Origin of the sequence: Pseudothauera lacus (genome assembly GCF_003034845.1) — a bacterium.
GTDB lineage: Bacteria > Pseudomonadota > Gammaproteobacteria > Burkholderiales > Rhodocyclaceae > Pseudothauera > Pseudothauera lacus.
In genome coordinates this window covers 206,139-222,148 of the sequence record NZ_PZKC01000002.1, presented here as the reverse complement: position 1 = coordinate 222,148, position 16,010 = coordinate 206,139, and the positions used below count along the sequence as shown (strand labels likewise).

Annotated in this window: 10 protein-coding genes and 1 CRISPR repeat array; of the genes, 8 read left to right on the top strand and 2 right to left on the bottom strand. The window is 65.3% G+C overall.

Translation table 11 applies throughout. The annotated features are described in order from the left end of the window. Nucleotides 1-63: 63 nt before the first annotated feature. Genes nifS through nifM form a run of 7 tightly spaced genes read left to right on the top strand, consistent with a single transcriptional unit; the run spans nt 64 to nt 5,498 of the window. Complete coding sequence (gene nifS / locus C8261_RS02955) at nt 64-1,293, top strand: cysteine desulfurase NifS (protein ID WP_219905119.1); 1,230 nt, start codon at nt 64-66, stop codon at nt 1,291-1,293. 15 nt (nt 1,294-1,308) lie between these two features. Continuing rightward, on the top strand, nt 1,309-2,490 hold the full coding sequence (gene nifV / locus C8261_RS02950) for a homocitrate synthase (RefSeq protein ID WP_107492171.1): 1,182 nt from the start codon (nt 1,309-1,311) through the stop codon (nt 2,488-2,490). Nucleotides 2,491-2,492: 2 nt separating this feature from the next. Further along, nucleotides 2,493-3,299, top strand: coding sequence for a serine O-acetyltransferase (cysE, locus tag C8261_RS02945; RefSeq protein WP_107492170.1), 807 nt, complete (start codon nt 2,493-2,495; stop codon nt 3,297-3,299). Continuing rightward, nucleotides 3,299-3,808 (top strand): hypothetical protein, encoded by a 510-nt coding sequence (locus C8261_RS02940; protein WP_107492169.1) that lies wholly within the window; start codon nt 3,299-3,301, stop codon nt 3,806-3,808. The genes cysE and C8261_RS02940 overlap by 1 nt, the downstream gene beginning before the upstream one ends. 22 nt (nt 3,809-3,830) lie before the next feature. After that, complete coding sequence (nifW, locus tag C8261_RS02935; RefSeq protein WP_107492168.1) at nt 3,831-4,148, top strand: nitrogenase-stabilizing/protective protein NifW; 318 nt, start codon at nt 3,831-3,833, stop codon at nt 4,146-4,148. A gap of 40 nt (nt 4,149-4,188) precedes the next feature. Then, on the top strand, nt 4,189-4,656 hold the full coding sequence (locus tag C8261_RS02930; RefSeq protein ID WP_181358826.1) for a nitrogen fixation protein NifZ: 468 nt from the start codon (nt 4,189-4,191) through the stop codon (nt 4,654-4,656). Then, nucleotides 4,653-5,498 (top strand): nitrogen fixation protein NifM, encoded by an 846-nt coding sequence (nifM, locus tag C8261_RS02925; RefSeq protein ID WP_107492166.1) that lies wholly within the window; start codon nt 4,653-4,655, stop codon nt 5,496-5,498. The genes C8261_RS02930 and nifM overlap by 4 nt, the downstream gene beginning before the upstream one ends. A 9-nt stretch (nt 5,499-5,507) precedes the next feature. Here nifM and C8261_RS02920 read toward each other — a convergent pair whose 3' ends face one another. Then, nucleotides 5,508-5,762 (bottom strand): hypothetical protein, encoded by a 255-nt coding sequence (locus C8261_RS02920; RefSeq protein ID WP_107492165.1) that lies wholly within the window; start codon nt 5,760-5,762, stop codon nt 5,508-5,510. 183 nt (nt 5,763-5,945) lie between these two features. Between C8261_RS02920 and C8261_RS02915 the strand changes: the two genes are divergently transcribed. Further along, complete coding sequence (locus tag C8261_RS02915) at nt 5,946-6,977, top strand: collagen-binding domain-containing protein (protein ID WP_107492164.1); 1,032 nt, start codon at nt 5,946-5,948, stop codon at nt 6,975-6,977. A 266-nt stretch (nt 6,978-7,243) separates the two neighbouring features. Further along, nucleotides 7,244-15,314: direct repeats of the CRISPR family, unit length 28 nt; unit sequence TTTCTGAGCTGCCTGTCCGGCAGTGAGC. Between the two features lie 130 nt (nt 15,315-15,444). On the opposite strand, the gene cas6f is transcribed toward C8261_RS02915, so the two are convergent. Continuing rightward, on the bottom strand, nt 15,445-16,008 hold the full coding sequence (gene cas6f / locus C8261_RS02910) for a type I-F CRISPR-associated endoribonuclease Cas6/Csy4 (protein WP_107492163.1): 564 nt from the start codon (nt 16,006-16,008) through the stop codon (nt 15,445-15,447). Nucleotides 16,009-16,010: the final 2 nt, after the last annotated feature.

Below are 16,010 nucleotides of genomic sequence, written 5' to 3'. Positions count from 1 at the left end.
GATGCCCTGGTCAGTGGCCGGCATCCGGGAACGATGGAACACCGCTAGCGCTGGAGAACTGCGATGAGCACCCCGAATTCCCTGCTGAAGCCGATCTATCTCGACAACAACGCCACCACGCGCTGCGCCCCCGAAGCGGTCGCGGCAATGCTGCCGTATTTCACCGAGCAGTTCGGCAACCCCTCGTCGATGCACAGCTTCGGAGCCAAGGTCGGTCACGAAGTGAAGGCCGCACGCGCGGCGCTGCAGAAGCTGATCGGCGCCGAGTACGACTCCGAGATCGTGTATACCGCCGGCGGCACCGAAGCCGACAACACCGCCATCCTCTCGGCGCTGAAGGCATCGCCGGACCGCAAGGAGATCATCACCAGCGCGGTCGAACACCACGCCGTGCTGCACCTCTGTGACCAGCTCGAGAAGGACGGCTACACCATCCACCGCCTCAAGGTGGACGGCAGGGGCCGCATCGATCTCGACGAATACCGCAAGCTGCTCACCGACAAGGTGGCGATCGTCTCGGTGATGTGGGCCAACAACGAGACCGGCACCTTCTTCCCGGTCGAAGAGATGGCGCGCATGGCGCGTGACGCCAACATCCTCTTTCATACCGACGCGGTGCAGGTGGTCGGCAAGGTGCCGATCAACATGGCCGAATCGGCCATCGACATGCTCTCCCTCTCCGGCCACAAGCTGCACGGCCCCAAGGGCATCGGCGCGCTCTACCTGCGCCGCGGCTCGCGCTTCCGCCCGCTGCTGCGCGGCGGCGGCCAGGAACGCGGGCGCCGCGCCGGCACCGAGAACGTCCCCGGCATCATCGGCCTCGGCGTTGCCGCCCGCCTTGCGCTGGAGCACATGTCCTTCGAGAACACTCACGTGCGTGCGCTGCGCGACAAGCTGCAGGCCGGCATCCTCGCCGCGGTGCCCAACGCCTTCGCCACCGGCGACCTCGACAACCGCCTGCCCAACACGCTCAACATCGCCTTCGAGTACGTCGAGGGCGAGGCCATCCTGATGCTGCTCAACAAGCAGGGCATCGCCGCCTCCTCCGGATCGGCATGCACCTCCGGTTCGCTGGAACCCTCGCACGTGATGCGCGCCATGGGCATTCCCTACACCGCCGCCCACGGCACCATCCGCTTCTCGCTGTCGCGCGAGAACACCGAGGAAGAAATCGACCGCGTCATCGCCGCGGTGCCGCCGATCATCGCCCAGCTGCGCAAGCTCTCGCCCTACTGGGACGGCGATGGCCCGGTGGCCGACCCCGAAAAGGCCTTCGCCCCCACCTACGCCTGACGCGCCGCGCCCGCCATGAACGCCTCCGTGATCATCGACGACACCACCCTGCGCGACGGCGAACAGTCCGCCGGGGTGGCCTTCAGCCGCGCCGAAAAGTGCGCCATCGCCGCCACCCTGGCGCAGATCGGCGTACGCGAGCTGGAGATCGGCATCCCGGCGATGGGCGAGGAGGAGCGTGGCGACATCCGCGCCATTGCCGACAGCGTGCCCGAGGCCACCCGCCTGATCGTCTGGGGGCGCCTCGGCGCAGCCGACATCGACGCCTGTCGCAGCCTGCCGGTGCACATGCTGGAACTGTCGGTGCCGGTCTCCGACCAGCAGATCCGCCACAAGCTCGGCAGCGACCGCGACGCCGTGCTGGAACGCATCGCACGCTGGGTGCCGGTGGCGCTGGAGGCCGGCTTCGACGTCGGTGTCGGCGGCGAGGACGCCTCGCGCGCCGATCCGGCCTTTCTCATCGAAGTCGTGCAGGCCGCCGCCGCTGCCGGTGCGCGCCGCTTCCGCTTTGCCGACACCCTCGGCGTGCTCGACCCCTTTGCCACCTTCGAAGCCATCTCCCGCCTGCGCGCCGCCACCACGCTGGAACTGGAGATGCACGCCCACGACGACCTCGGCCTCGCCACCGCCAACACCCTGGCCGCCGTGCGTGCCGGCGCCAGCCACGTCAACACCACCGTCAACGGCCTGGGCGAACGCGCCGGCAATGCCGCGCTGGAAGAAGTCGCCCTCGGTCTGCGGCAGTTTCACGGCATGAGCGGAATCGTCGATTTCAGCCGTCTGCTGGCCGCCTCCGAACAGGTCGCGCTGGCCTCCGGGCGGCCGGTGGGCTGGCACAAGAGCGTGGTCGGCGAAGGCGTATTCACCCACGAAGCCGGCATCCACGTCGATGGCCTGCTCAAGGACCCGCGCAACTATCAGGGCATCGACCCCGCCCTGCTCGGCCGCAGCCACCGCATGATCCTCGGCAAGCACTCCGGCGCGCGCGCGGTGAGCAGCGCCTACGCAGCACTTGGCATCACCCTCGAACCGGCCCAGGCCGCCTGTCTGCTGGCGCGCGTGCGCGACTTTGCCACGCGCACCAAGCGCAGCCCGCAGGCCGCCGAACTGCGCCGCTTCCACGACGAACTGCTGGCCAGCAGCTCACACTGCAACGCCCTGCTCGACACCCTCGCGCTCTCCGCCCACGGAGCCTGACCATGACTGCCGACAGCCTGCCCATGACCGCCGACACCGCCCCCCCCGGCCTGTTCGCGCTGCTGCGCGAGGACGTGCGCTGCGTGTTCGGACGCGACCCCGCCGCACGCACCACCTGGGAGGTGCTGACCACCTACCCCGGCGTGCACGCCATCATCCTCTACCGTCTCGCCCACGCCCTGTGGCGCCGCGGCTGGCGCTACGCCGCCCGCCTGCTGAGCTTTGTCGCCCGCGTGGTGAGCAATGTCGACATCCACCCGGGGGCACGCATCGGCCGGCGCTTCTTCATCGACCACGGCGCCGGCGTGGTGATCGGCGAAACCGCCGAGATCGGCAACGACGTCACCCTCTACCACGGCGTCACCCTCGGCGGCACCACCTGGAACCCCGGCAAGCGCCACCCCACCCTTGGCGACCACGTCGTCGTCGGCGCCGGCGCCAAGATCCTCGGCGCCATCACCATCGGCGCGCGGGTGCGCGTCGGCGCCAACTCCGTGGTGGTCAAGAACGTCCCCGCCGACCGCACCGTGGTCGGCATCCCGGCGCGCGTGGTGCGGCGCAACGCCCCCATCCTCGCCGCCACCGACGAGCTCAACCTCGACCACCACCTGCTCCCCGACCCCGTCGGCCACACCCTCAACTGCCTGGTCGAACGCATCAAGAGCCTGGAGACCGAACTCGGCGAACTGCGCCGCGGCGCCGCCGCCCGGCCTGCCATCGTGATCACCGAAGCAGTCGACTGCCAGGCCAACACCGAGCTCGCCTGTACCGAATGCGCCTGTCAGGGCGAAGACGGCAAGACGCGCTGATGGACCTCCTGCACTTCGATCCCCAGCCGCTGTACTTCGACGACGCGCTACCCGAGGGCGTACAGGCGCTCATCGAAGGCGCCGGCGAGTGCTTTGCCGAACCCGAGGCCGAAACCCTCCTCGAACGCGCCCATGCCCTCGCCCCCGAACACCTCGTCGTCCTCGTCGCGCGCTACCGCTTCTACTTCTACCGCCACCGCCTCACCGAAGCGCAGGCCGTGGTGTGGGAAGCCGTCGCCAGCGCCGGCCGCCGCCTCGGCCTGCCCGCCGACGGCCGCGCCCTTGACGCCGCCGCCGTGGCCGCGGCCGCCGCCCAGTCGATGACCCTCACGCGCTTCTACCTCTCCGCACTCAAGGCCGCCGCCTACGTCCGCCTGCGCATCGGCGACATCAGCGGCGCCGTGTGCCTGCTCGAAGACCTCGTGCGCATCGACGAAGCCGACCGCCTCGGCGGCCAGGCCCTGCTCGACATCGCCCACGCCCGCCAGCACGACACCCAGCCCACCTGAACAACCACCGGGAGCACCCATCATGGAAGACCTGAGCCTTGAAGAAGCGCTGGAAGAACTGAGCACCGCCGAGGACTTCCTCGACTATTTCGGCATTGCCTACGACCCCGCGGTGGTCCACGTCAATCGCCTGCACATCCTCCAGCGCTACCACGACTACCTCGCCAACAACCCCGCCCCGCAGGGTGACGACGCCGCCGCGCGCGCCCACTACCAGCGCTTTCTCGAACTCGCCTACCGCGACTTCACCGTCTCCGACGCCGTCACCGAGAAAGTCTTCGCAGTGTTCCGCAAGGCCAGCGGCACGGCCTTCGTGCCACTGAGCTCGATCCAGCGCTGAGGCCGCCGGGCGCACCACGCATCGACAAGGCAGGACGATCATGATCCATCAATTCGAATACGGCGACAGCGTGCGGGTGATCCGCAACGTACGCAACGACGGCACCTACCCCGGCATGGAAATCGGCGAACTGCTGATGCGCCGTGGCAGCGTCGGCACGGTGATCGAGATCGGCACCTTCCTGCAGGACCAGATCATCTACACCGTGCATTTTCTCGACGCCGGACGCATCGTCGGCTGTCGCGAGGAAGAACTCATCGGTGCCGACGAACCCTGGCAACCGAGCCGCTTCGAATCCCGTGAGAAGGTCCGCGCACTGCGCAGCTTCGCCATCGGCGGCGAAGTGGTGGCAGAAGCCGGCAGCAACGGCGAGGTGCTCAAGGTAATGCGCGACATGCCCGGCGGCGTGCACTACCACGTCATCTTCGGCGACCGCGTGCTGTGCGTACCCGAAGCCTCGCTGATCTCGCTCAACCCGCTGCCCTGCGGCGAGGAAGCGCAGCCATGAACACCCGCGCCTACTACGAACTGCAGGCCGCCCAGGCCCTCTTCGAAAAGCCCTGCAGCGCCCTCGACGAAGCCCAGACGCGCAAGATGCGCGCCGTTGCCCAACGCTACCTGAGCATCGAAACCGCCGTCCTCGGCAGCAGCGAAGCCAGCGGCGTATGCCTGCCGCCGGGCGCCGTAGACGAAGCCTTTGGCGAAATCGCCGCGCGCTACGACAGCACCACCGCCTTCGAAGACGCCCTCGACGAAGCCGGCCTCAACCCCACCAGCCTGCGCGACGCCCTCGCCCGCAAACTGCGCGTGGACGCCGTAATGGCACGGGTCGGCGCACGCGTACCGGCCGTCGACGCGACCGCGGCGGAAATCTTCTACTACACCCACCTCGAACGCTTCCGCACCCCCGAGCGGCGCACCGCGCGCCACATCCTGGTGACCATCAACGAAGACTTCCCCGACAACCACCGCGACGCCGCCAGCGCCCGCATCAACGCCATCGCCGCGCGCATCGCGCAACGCCCCGAGCGCTTCGCCGAACAGGCCATGAAACACTCGGAATGCCCCACCGCAATGAACGGCGGCCTGCTCGGCGAAGTCGCCCGCGGCCAGCTCTACCCCGAACTGGAAGCCGCCCTCTTTGCACTGCCCGAAGGCGGGCGCAGCGCCGTGGTGGAGTCCGAGCTCGGCCTCCACCTGCTGTGGTGCGAACAGATCCACCCCGAACGCACCGTACCCTGGGCGGAAGTGCGCGAATCGCTGTGCAAGCGCCTCACCGAAGAGCGCGCCCGCCGCGAAACCCGCCAATGGCTCGAAGACCTGCTCGCCTGTGCGCAGGCGGGCAGCTGAACCCGCCGATCAGCGGAACCAGGCCCCCAGCAACCCGCGGTCCACCGAACCGGCACCGGAAATCGCAAGAAAGAGAATCACCGCCACCAGCGCCGCAAACACCACCCAGGTCACCCCGTAGCGCTCCTCCGCATACAGCGCGGAGCGCAGCAGCTCCAGGCGCAGGCGACAGTGCGCGCACAAGCCGTCCTCACCATCCGCCCGCAGGCGCCCGCAATCCATGCAGCGCCCAAGGCTGGCACCACCTGCCTCACCGATTTCCATGATCTGCCCCCCGCAGTCAAAGCTCCAGCAAAGGGTGGCAGAAGACCATTACACCAGTATGGACACTGACAGACGGTGGCGTACCAGTGCCGCACCGAATACCGCCACCGCGTGAGATAGCGCACACCGGCGGCCGCGCCCGCAGCCCTATCATCGCGGGCAAATCCAAACCGACCGGCCGCCATGTACATCACCCCCAACGCGCTCCGCCGCCTCACCGGCGCCCTCGCCTGCATGGCCTGCGTCGTCAACGCACACGCCGCCCCGCTGAGCGCCAGCGAAATCCTCCAGCAATTCAACCTGGTCGCCTTCGGCAACGTCGTCTCCACCTCCGACGTCGATGGGCGCGCCTACATCGGCGGCAACGTCAGCGGCGGCGACTACGCCCAGCACCCCCACCGCCTGCTCGACTCCGACTACGCCGGGCTGGTGGTCGGCGGCAATGCCACCCGGGTCAACGTCAACGGTGGCGGCGTCAGCATCGGCGGCAACCTCGCCAACGCCAACATCAACCAGGGCAGCGCCCACGTCGCCGGCAATGCCAGCAACGTCAATTTCAACGGCGGCCCCGCCTACGTCGGCGGCGCGGCAGGCGCCAGCAACTTCAACGGCGGACGCACCACCACCGCCACCGCACAGCCCGACACCGCCGCCTTCGAATCCACCCTGCGCGCCTTCTCCAGCCAACTCGCCGGCCTCGCCGACAGCGGCAGCAGCGTTGCCATCAGCGGCAACAGGGCCAGCTTCACCGCCATCCCCGGCGCCAACGGCATCGCCGTATTCGACCTCCACAACCTCGACACCCTGGTGCTGGCCGCCAGCGAATTCGACTTCAACCTCGGCGGCGCCCAGATCGTCATCATCAACATCGACGACCCCATCATCAACATCGCCGCCAACTTCCTCGGCGGCAGCGCACTGAGCATCGCCACCCAGGTGATCTGGAACTTCCACCAGGCCACCGCCATCACCCTCCACACCCAGTTCGGCGGCACCGTCCTCGCCCCCAACGCCCACCTCACCAACTACAACAACATCGAAGGCAGCGTAGTCGTCACCAGCCTGCAACAGCACGGCGAGATCCACCTCCAGCCGCCCACAACCCTGCCCCCGCTCGACCCACCCACCGGCATCCCCGCACCAGGCACCCTCGCCCTGCTGCTCGGCAGCCTCACCCTGCTCGGCCTGCACACCCGCCGCCGCGCCGTGGTCTGAGGCACAAGGCGCGCACGGGGAACACGCGACCACCGGCTTCGGGACCTTGGGACCCATCAACTCATCCCCCGCGTGATCGACGAACACGATGCCGGGATCGAAACGCAACTGACCAGGCTTGCCAGCATGCCGCTGGTAAGCTGCGACCGGCACGGTCGATTCGTCGGGTACAGAGCCGTACTGCTCGGCCTATCCCAACGAGCACGTGGGGGACGAACGGCAGCAGCGTCTATGTGAGCACAGCGGACGTGCCCCGATGTTTTCATTTTCTGAGCTGCCTGTCCGGCAGTGAGCACGTCACCGTCCCCAAGTTCGCCGCGGAATCGTTTCTGAGCTGCCTGTCCGGCAGTGAGCCGGAGGCTGGAGCATTCAGCGCGCCGATGGCTTTTCTGAGCTGCCTGTCCGGCAGTGAGCGGGTGCGGGGACGTGCTGGAGGGCGCTGTGATTTTCTGAGCTGCCTGTCCGGCAGTGAGCAGCGCCTGGCGCGCGGGGGCGAGCAGCTTTACTTTCTGAGCTGCCTGTCCGGCAGTGAGCTTGGACGAGAACGGATGCCGTGCGGTGCTCAATTTCTGAGCTGCCTGTCCGGCAGTGAGCTGCGCGGGTGTCGCTTTTCGTTCGATGGTTTCATTTCTGAGCTGCCTGTCCGGCAGTGAGCGGCAAAACGACGTTTTCAGACCGCCCGTGCGATTTCTGAGCTGCCTGTCCGGCAGTGAGCAAGCTCACCGACGGAGGTGGGCTTTTTCTTGATTTCTGAGCTGCCTGTCCGGCAGTGAGCGTCCGACAATACCCCTCGTTGGTTTCCTGAATTTTCTGAGCTGCCTGTCCGGCAGTGAGCACCTTCTGCCGGCGATAGAGCGGCAATTCGTCTTTCTGAGCTGCCTGTCCGGCAGTGAGCCGCACCGGGTCATAGTTCACAACGTTGCCCATTTCTGAGCTGCCTGTCCGGCAGTGAGCGCCGGCGCGGACGATGATCTCGCGGCGCTCCATTTCTGAGCTGCCTGTCCGGCAGTGAGCGTTCATGCGGGCGTGCCGCGCGGCAGGCAGTTTTTCTGAGCTGCCTGTCCGGCAGTGAGCGCCCATCTCTCGCGGCGAGCGTTTGCCGTGGTTTTCTGAGCTGCCTGTCCGGCAGTGAGCTGAGCGATGACGATTGCACAGATTTTGGGTTTTTTCTGAGCTGCCTGTCCGGCAGTGAGCATTGGAGTTAGGTTTCATTTCCGCGGCTTCCTTTTCTGAGCTGCCTGTCCGGCAGTGAGCCGCAACACCCTGGGCAGCAAGGCGACCCACATTTTCTGAGCTGCCTGTCCGGCAGTGAGCTGTTCCACAGGTCAGGCTCGCCTTCTCTGCATTTTCTGAGCTGCCTGTCCGGCAGTGAGCGGCGTGTGGGAGTACCCATGGCGGGTATTCCATTTCTGAGCTGCCTGTCCGGCAGTGAGCACCATGAAGCCCGTCGACATGATCGAGTACCATTTCTGAGCTGCCTGTCCGGCAGTGAGCGTGGGTGGCCGCCGGCCGCCCGCGATAACCAGTTTCTGAGCTGCCTGTCCGGCAGTGAGCGGGCGCCCGCCCACGCGTTCGGCGCGGCTCTTTTTCTGAGCTGCCTGTCCGGCAGTGAGCGGGCTGCGCGGGATGGTCACGCAGTCGGCCAGTTTCTGAGCTGCCTGTCCGGCAGTGAGCGCCGGCGCGGACGATGATCTCGCGGCGCTCCATTTCTGAGCTGCCTGTCCGGCAGTGAGCTTCAAGCATTGCGCGGGTCTCCGGGCGATGGCTTTCTGAGCTGCCTGTCCGGCAGTGAGCCTGGACGTGTCCGCTTGAAGCCTGCGCGAGCTTTTCTGAGCTGCCTGTCCGGCAGTGAGCCTGGTGACATGGACGCCAACCCTGCGCGCCGTTTTCTGAGCTGCCTGTCCGGCAGTGAGCTCTTGTCGCCGTTGGCGGTCTCGATGGCGAAGTTTCTGAGCTGCCTGTCCGGCAGTGAGCGTTCTGCGACATGCTGGCCGAGGCGGATGCGTTTTCTGAGCTGCCTGTCCGGCAGTGAGCTTTTACGTCCCCTGCCCCCGTGCCGGGGATGATTTCTGAGCTGCCTGTCCGGCAGTGAGCGCTGCGTTGGCTTTTGCCTGCCATGCGGCTTTTTTCTGAGCTGCCTGTCCGGCAGTGAGCGGGCCAACTGGCCTCCCATCCGTCATGGTTGTTTTCTGAGCTGCCTGTCCGGCAGTGAGCACGGTGTGGCGGCTGGGGGTCATGCGGCCTCCTTTTCTGAGCTGCCTGTCCGGCAGTGAGCCCTGCGGTCCTGCGTGCGTTCCGGGTGGTTTATTTCTGAGCTGCCTGTCCGGCAGTGAGCCGAGTACCTGCGCCGACCATGGCGGGGCACTGTTTCTGAGCTGCCTGTCCGGCAGTAAGCCCGGCCAGTCCGGCGCGCTTGGCGTCCTCGATTTTCTGAGCTGCCTGTCCGGCAGTGAGCGATACCTTCTTCGCTGGTACGCCGCTGCCCAATTTCTGAGCTGCCTGTCCGGCAGTGAGCGGCACAGGTGGAGGCGAGGGGCGCGAGGCAGTTTTCTGAGCTGCCTGTCCGGCAGTGAGCATGTAAGCCTCGCCGTGCGCCCGGTTGATCTCTTTCTGAGCTGCCTGTCCGGCAGTGAGCCATGACATGCCGCGCTGGGGGCAGTTTGCGGATTTCTGAGCTGCCTGTCCGGCAGTGAGCGAACACGCGCCCACGGTGCACACATTCCTCCATTTCTGAGCTGCCTGTCCGGCAGTGAGCGTTCTTCGACGCCAACCTGCACCAGGTCATGTTTTCTGAGCTGCCTGTCCGGCAGTGAGCGCAGGAGTACATCGTCGAAACGTGGATCGAAGTTTCTGAGCTGCCTGTCCGGCAGTGAGCGTGGCTGCACGCAAGGCTGGCATCTGCAAGTTTTTCTGAGCTGCCTGTCCGGCAGTGAGCAAACTTTTGGCGTTGGGCCAGGTGGGGTCCATTTTCTGAGCTGCCTGTCCGGCAGTGAGCGTGACGAAAACCCATTACTCAGCGGCCGAACTTTTCTGAGCTGCCTGTCCGGCAGTGAGCAACGGGGATGCGTTCGGGGCCGAGATGGACCATTTCTGAGCTGCCTGTCCGGCAGTGAGCGACCGTGCTGTTGCGCACGATCTGCCGGACGTTTTCTGAGCTGCCTGTCCGGCAGTGAGCATCTTCTTCTCCTTGCCCCCTCATTCCGGGGATTTCTGAGCTGCCTGTCCGGCAGTGAGCTTTGTGGCGACGTGCCAATGCGGCGTGATTGTTTTCTGAGCTGCCTGTCCGGCAGTGAGCGTTGAGCTTGCGCTTGCCGAGCTGGATTTTCTTTTCTGAGCTGCCTGTCCGGCAGTGAGCGGTACCAGCGGATTCACAACGCCCATGACATTTTTCTGAGCTGCCTGTCCGGCAGTGAGCGACCATCGCCAGCAGCGACGGCCTGTTCACCTTTTCTGAGCTGCCTGTCCGGCAGTGAGCTATTTCGAACGGGCAGGCTATCGACGAGCTGATTTCTGAGCTGCCTGTCCGGCAGTGAGCCCCGAAACCCGCCGCCCGATCGGTGGCATTCCTTTCTGAGCTGCCTGTCCGGCAGTGAGCGGGAACGTTCCCGTCGCGCGCTGGTTGCGCACTTTCTGAGCTGCCTGTCCGGCAGTGAGCACCGCCTGCACCTTCTTCGCCGCCTCGATCTCTTTCTGAGCTGCCTGTCCGGCAGTGAGCACTCCGGGGGCTACCTATGACTGGATGGACGATTTCTGAGCTGCCTGTCCGGCAGTGAGCGTCAAGCCTAGAGTATTTAGGGCGACTTTCGGTTTCTGAGCTGCCTGTCCGGCAGTGAGCAAGGCGCGTGCGCGCATCTGCAGCATGCGCTTTTTCTGAGCTGCCTGTCCGGCAGTGAGCCCCGGTCGCCGCACATTCGCTGACGCCGAGTGTTTCTGAGCTGCCTGTCCGGCAGTGAGCCGTGGCATTCGCCGACATCCCCGCCGGCGACTTTTCTGAGCTGCCTGTCCGGCAGTGAGCAGGGTGGCGCGGCCATGCCCGGCTTTGCATCATTTCTGAGCTGCCTGTCCGGCAGTGAGCCGTCGGCAACTGGAAACGCCCTGACGGCTCAGTTTCTGAGCTGCCTGTCCGGCAGTGAGCCACGTTGCGCACCCGTAGGCGGTCGATGGCCTTTTCTGAGCTGCCTGTCCGGCAGTGAGCGAGCTGCGCGCCGCCAGGTAGCCGCCGCGTGCTTTCTGAGCTGCCTGTCCGGCAGTGAGCAGTGCAAGGCCCAGATCACCGGGGCTCATGTATTTCTGAGCTGCCTGTCCGGCAGTGAGCGATCGGCTGCCCGGCCAGCGAGCCCTTGATGTTTTCTGAGCTGCCTGTCCGGCAGTGAGCTCCCTGGGCCGTGCCGCCAAGCGCACCATTGATTTCTGAGCTGCCTGTCCGGCAGTGAGCGCGTCGTGCTGGCGCAGCAAGTCCTTGGTGATTTTCTGAGCTGCCTGTCCGGCAGTGAGCATGATCATCTGCCCCTCGTAGCCGTTCGAGCCTTTCTGAGCTGCCTGTCCGGCAGTGAGCCCTGCCCATCCGGGCAAGTGCGCAACGATCAGTTTCTGAGCTGCCTGTCCGGCAGTGAGCTTATTCCGCTGCGGATGTCGTCTAACTCAGATTTTCTGAGCTGCCTGTCCGGCAGTGAGCGGCCGGCTCGCCGTCTTCCGCAACCACAGCAATTTCTGAGCTGCCTGTCCGGCAGTGAGCCGATGGATTTGCGGCGGGGCCTTTCGGCCCCCTTTCTGAGCTGCCTGTCCGGCAGTGAGCGCGTTCCCGCGGCAGGGGCTGACGCTGGATCGTTTCTGAGCTGCCTGTCCGGCAGTGAGCACCGGGGCTTTCAGCGCGCGACCCTTCGGAGCGCTTCTGAGCTGCCTGTCCGGCAGTGAGCGAGATCACGGTCAAAGACGGGCGAATCATCAATTTCTGAGCTGCCTGTCCGGCAGTGAGCGGCTTCGGGCACCGAATGCCTGTCGGCTTTCTTTTCTGAGCTGCCTGTCCGGCAGTGAGCCCACCCTCCAAGCATGGCGCCAGTCTCGGCGATTTCTGAGCTGCCTGTCCGGCAGTGAGCGGCTTATCCCCAGAATCTGTGGGCGAGACTGTTTTCTGAGCTGCCTGTCCGGCAGTGAGCCTTCGCAAGAGCATCGCGGGCGCGGTCGCGCTTTTCTGAGCTGCCTGTCCGGCAGTGAGCGACACGTCCACGCCGTCGGCCATGGCCTGCGTTTTCTGAGCTGCCTGTCCGGCAGTGAGCACCAAGGCGGCCTACAACCACGCGCGCTACATTTTCTGAGCTGCCTGTCCGGCAGTGAGCAGGAAGGATGGTTTCAACGTTCGTTCCATGTATTTCTGAGCTGCCTGTCCGGCAGTGAGCGAGTGGCACTGCACGGTGGCGCTTGATCCGGCTTTCTGAGCTGCCTGTCCGGCAGTGAGCACTGGGGAGGTTGTGCTGCTGTTGGGGGTGATTTTCTGAGCTGCCTGTCCGGCAGTGAGCGTGCCAGGACCTGCATCAGGCAGACTGGACGCTTTCTGAGCTGCCTGTCCGGCAGTGAGCTGGGGGCATATGGATGGTGATCTGCGCGTCTTTTTCTGAGCTGCCTGTCCGGCAGTGAGCAAGTTCGCCGGCTACGCCGATGGCGCCGGCAATTTCTGAGCTGCCTGTCCGGCAGTGAGCAGCATCGTCACCCTGCGCATCCCCGAAGAACATTTCTGAGCTGCCTGTCCGGCAGTGAGCCCGCGCACCGGGGTCTATCGCCGGCACCATGTTTTCTGAGCTGCCTGTCCGGCAGTGAGCAACGCCGCGAGATCATCATCCGCGCCGGGAAATTTCTGAGCTGCCTGTCCGGCAGTGAGCCCTGCCAACGCCTGAGGTCAGGCGGGCCCAACTTTCTGAGCTGCCTGTCCGGCAGTGAGCAGCGCGAGGAGTTGGGGGGATTGTCTGATAACTTTCTGAGCTGCCTGTCCGGCAGTGAGCGTCGCCCGGCGGTTGCTGTGGCGCTGAGGACTTTTCTGAGCTGCCTGTCCGGCAGTGAGCTTCAGGATAAAGTCGGCGATTTCCTCGCAACATTTCTGAGCTGCCTGTCCGGCAGTGAGCCAGCGCTGTTGCATCGCTGGCGATGGCCTCCATTTCTGAGCTGCCTGTCCGGCAGTGAGCGCGCTGGGCAGGCATGTGCGCACATCGCGCAGCTTTCTGAGCTGCCTGTCCGGCAGTGAGCCGCCTGATGGACCGCGTGCGCGAGTCTCTCCGTTTCTGAGCTGCCTGTCCGGCAGTGAGCGATTCGGATGGATTCACCAAGCCGAAGTTGCTTTTCTGAGCTGCCTGTCCGGCAGTGAGCACCAAGGCGGCCTACAACCACGCGCGCTACATTTTCTGAGCTGCCTGTCCGGCAGTGAGCTTCAAGCATGGCGCGGGTCTCCGGGCGATGGCTTTCTGAGCTGCCTGTCCGGCAGTGAGCATGCGGGCCTTACCGGCTTCCCAGTCCTGCCATTTCTGAGCTGCCTGTCCGGCAGTGAGCACGATGTGCGGCCGGCGGCGCTTCATGTTGCCTTTCTGAGCTGCCTGTCCGGCAGTGAGCGCATCAGCATCACCGTAACCCTCACCAGATTCTTTCTGAGCTGCCTGTCCGGCAGTGAGCGAGCAGCATCTGCAGCGCAATGCGCGTGGTCGTTTCTGAGCTGCCTGTCCGGCAGTGAGCCTGGATCTACATCGACCCCGCCGGCACACGCTTTTCTGAGCTGCCTGTCCGGCAGTGAGCATTCGACATTGCGCCACCCGCCGGCACCGTTTTTTCTGAGCTGCCTGTCCGGCAGTGAGCCGACACCGCCGGATACTCGCCGATGGCGTAGATTTCTGAGCTGCCTGTCCGGCAGTGAGCCCCGATGCAGCGGCCGCGAGCAACGTCGGTGATTTCTGAGCTGCCTGTCCGGCAGTGAGCCCGGCACCCCAGCAACCCTGCCGCCGCTCACATTTCTGAGCTGCCTGTCCGGCAGTGAGCGGCATGCGGCTCAAGGAAGGCCTGCGCCTGCGTTTCTGAGCTGCCTGTCCGGCAGTGAGCGCTACCCCACGCCATCGAGCGCAAATACCCCATTTCTGAGCTGCCTGTCCGGCAGTGAGCGCGCTCATCACCAAATGTCCCTCGCACCGGTATTTCTGAGCTGCCTGTCCGGCAGTGAGCCTCGAGCAGGGTTCCGACATTCGCACCGTGCATTTCTGAGCTGCCTGTCCGGCAGTGAGCCACGACGCCAGCCGCAGCACCGCATGGGCGGTTTTCTGAGCTGCCTGTCCGGCAGTGAGCCTGCGCCTGCTCCAATGGCTCACCGTCGACATTTTCTGAGCTGCCTGTCCGGCAGTGAGCGCCCAGCGCCTGCATGGCCGCTGCCCATGCTGTTTCTGAGCTGCCTGTCCGGCAGTGAGCGTCGTGATGCTCCTGCGGCCGCAGTAGTTGATTTTCTGAGCTGCCTGTCCGGCAGTGAGCAGTCCGCCTGCATCATAGCCATTTGGCCGAATTTTCTGAGCTGCCTGTCCGGCAGTGAGCGAGGTGCGCCGCCTGCGCGAGTGGGAGCGAGCTTTCTGAGCTGCCTGTCCGGCAGTGAGCTCACAGCATACGCGGAGGTCGTTGCGACGTCCTTTCTGAGCTGCCTGTCCGGCAGTGAGCGGGGGGGCATCGCTGCGGCGGGCGGCGGGGATTTTCTGAGCTGCCTGTCCGGCAGTGAGCCCGTACAGGGCGGGCAAATGACCCTCCCCAATTTTCTGAGCTGCCTGTCCGGCAGTGAGCGGCGGGGTCGATGTAGATCCAGCTGCCGCCGATTTCTGAGCTGCCTGTCCGGCAGTGAGCATCTCCGCATCCGACGCGAGGCGGCGGTAGAATTTCTGAGCTGCCTGTCCGGCAGTGAGCGCGAGCAGGCCGCGGAGAGTGTCCAGGTGCGCTTTCTGAGCTGCCTGTCCGGCAGTGAGCCCATCCCGCAATACAGGCTGCGCACAACCCGCTTTCTGAGCTGCCTGTCCGGCAGTGAGCCACCGTCCCCCGCAGCATCGCGCTCGACCCCTTTTCTGAGCTGCCTGTCCGGCAGTGAGCGGTCTGATGGCGCACGTGCGCGAGACGCTCCGTTTCTGAGCTGCCTGTCCGGCAGTGAGCGATCAGTAGCCGTTCCTCGGCCTGCATTCGCTTTTCTGAGCTGCCTGTCCGGCAGTGAGCCGATACTTGATCTTTACGCGTGGTTCGCGAATTTTCTGAGCTGCCTGTCCGGCAGTGAGCGCCCAGCGCCTGCATGGCCGCTGCCCATGCTGTTTCTGAGCTGCCTGTCCGGCAGTGAGCTACACGATTTGGCGCCTAAGATCCTAATTGTTAAAGAGTTCGGGCGCAAACGCGCCCGAATACCCAACTCACACGACAGCTCGTAACGCGCTGATTTTCAACCGTTCGTAACGGGCGCCGAGAAAAGGGTCTAGAACCACGGAACGGTCGCGTTCGTGCCGAGGCCGTAGGTTCCGAACGGGCCGGCCGTAGCGGTTGATACCGGCTTCAGGTGCTCGATGAACAGCTTGAATCGTTGGCCGGTGCTGCGACTCGCGATCTCGACGTAGGGAAGTTCCAGCATCTCCGCCGCACTGTCGGGAATCGCCGTTCGAGCCGTTTCAGCATCGATCGATTTGCGGGCTATCAGGCGACGGCGCAGTCGCTCAGGGCTGCTCTTGGCTTGAACGCGGCGCACGACGCGATGCTGCACTTCGGCCGGTATTGGCTGAACCGGTGTGACGGTGACGTGGTCGCGCATGCCTTGCATCCACCCGATCGCCATGAGCCGATCGAGACTCGAACTGTCGCCATGGAGGCGCAGCCGCGGTCCGAGCGTTCGCTTGCCCTGCACGACTTCGGGGAAGCTGACGCCGATGTCTCGCCCGCCGTGATCGACCAGCCCGCGGTGCAGCTTGGCGAACAGGGCGTTCATCAGCGTCGTTACCGGGAACTCCGGGTCTGGCAGCACGGTGATGTCGATGTAGTGGTCCATGC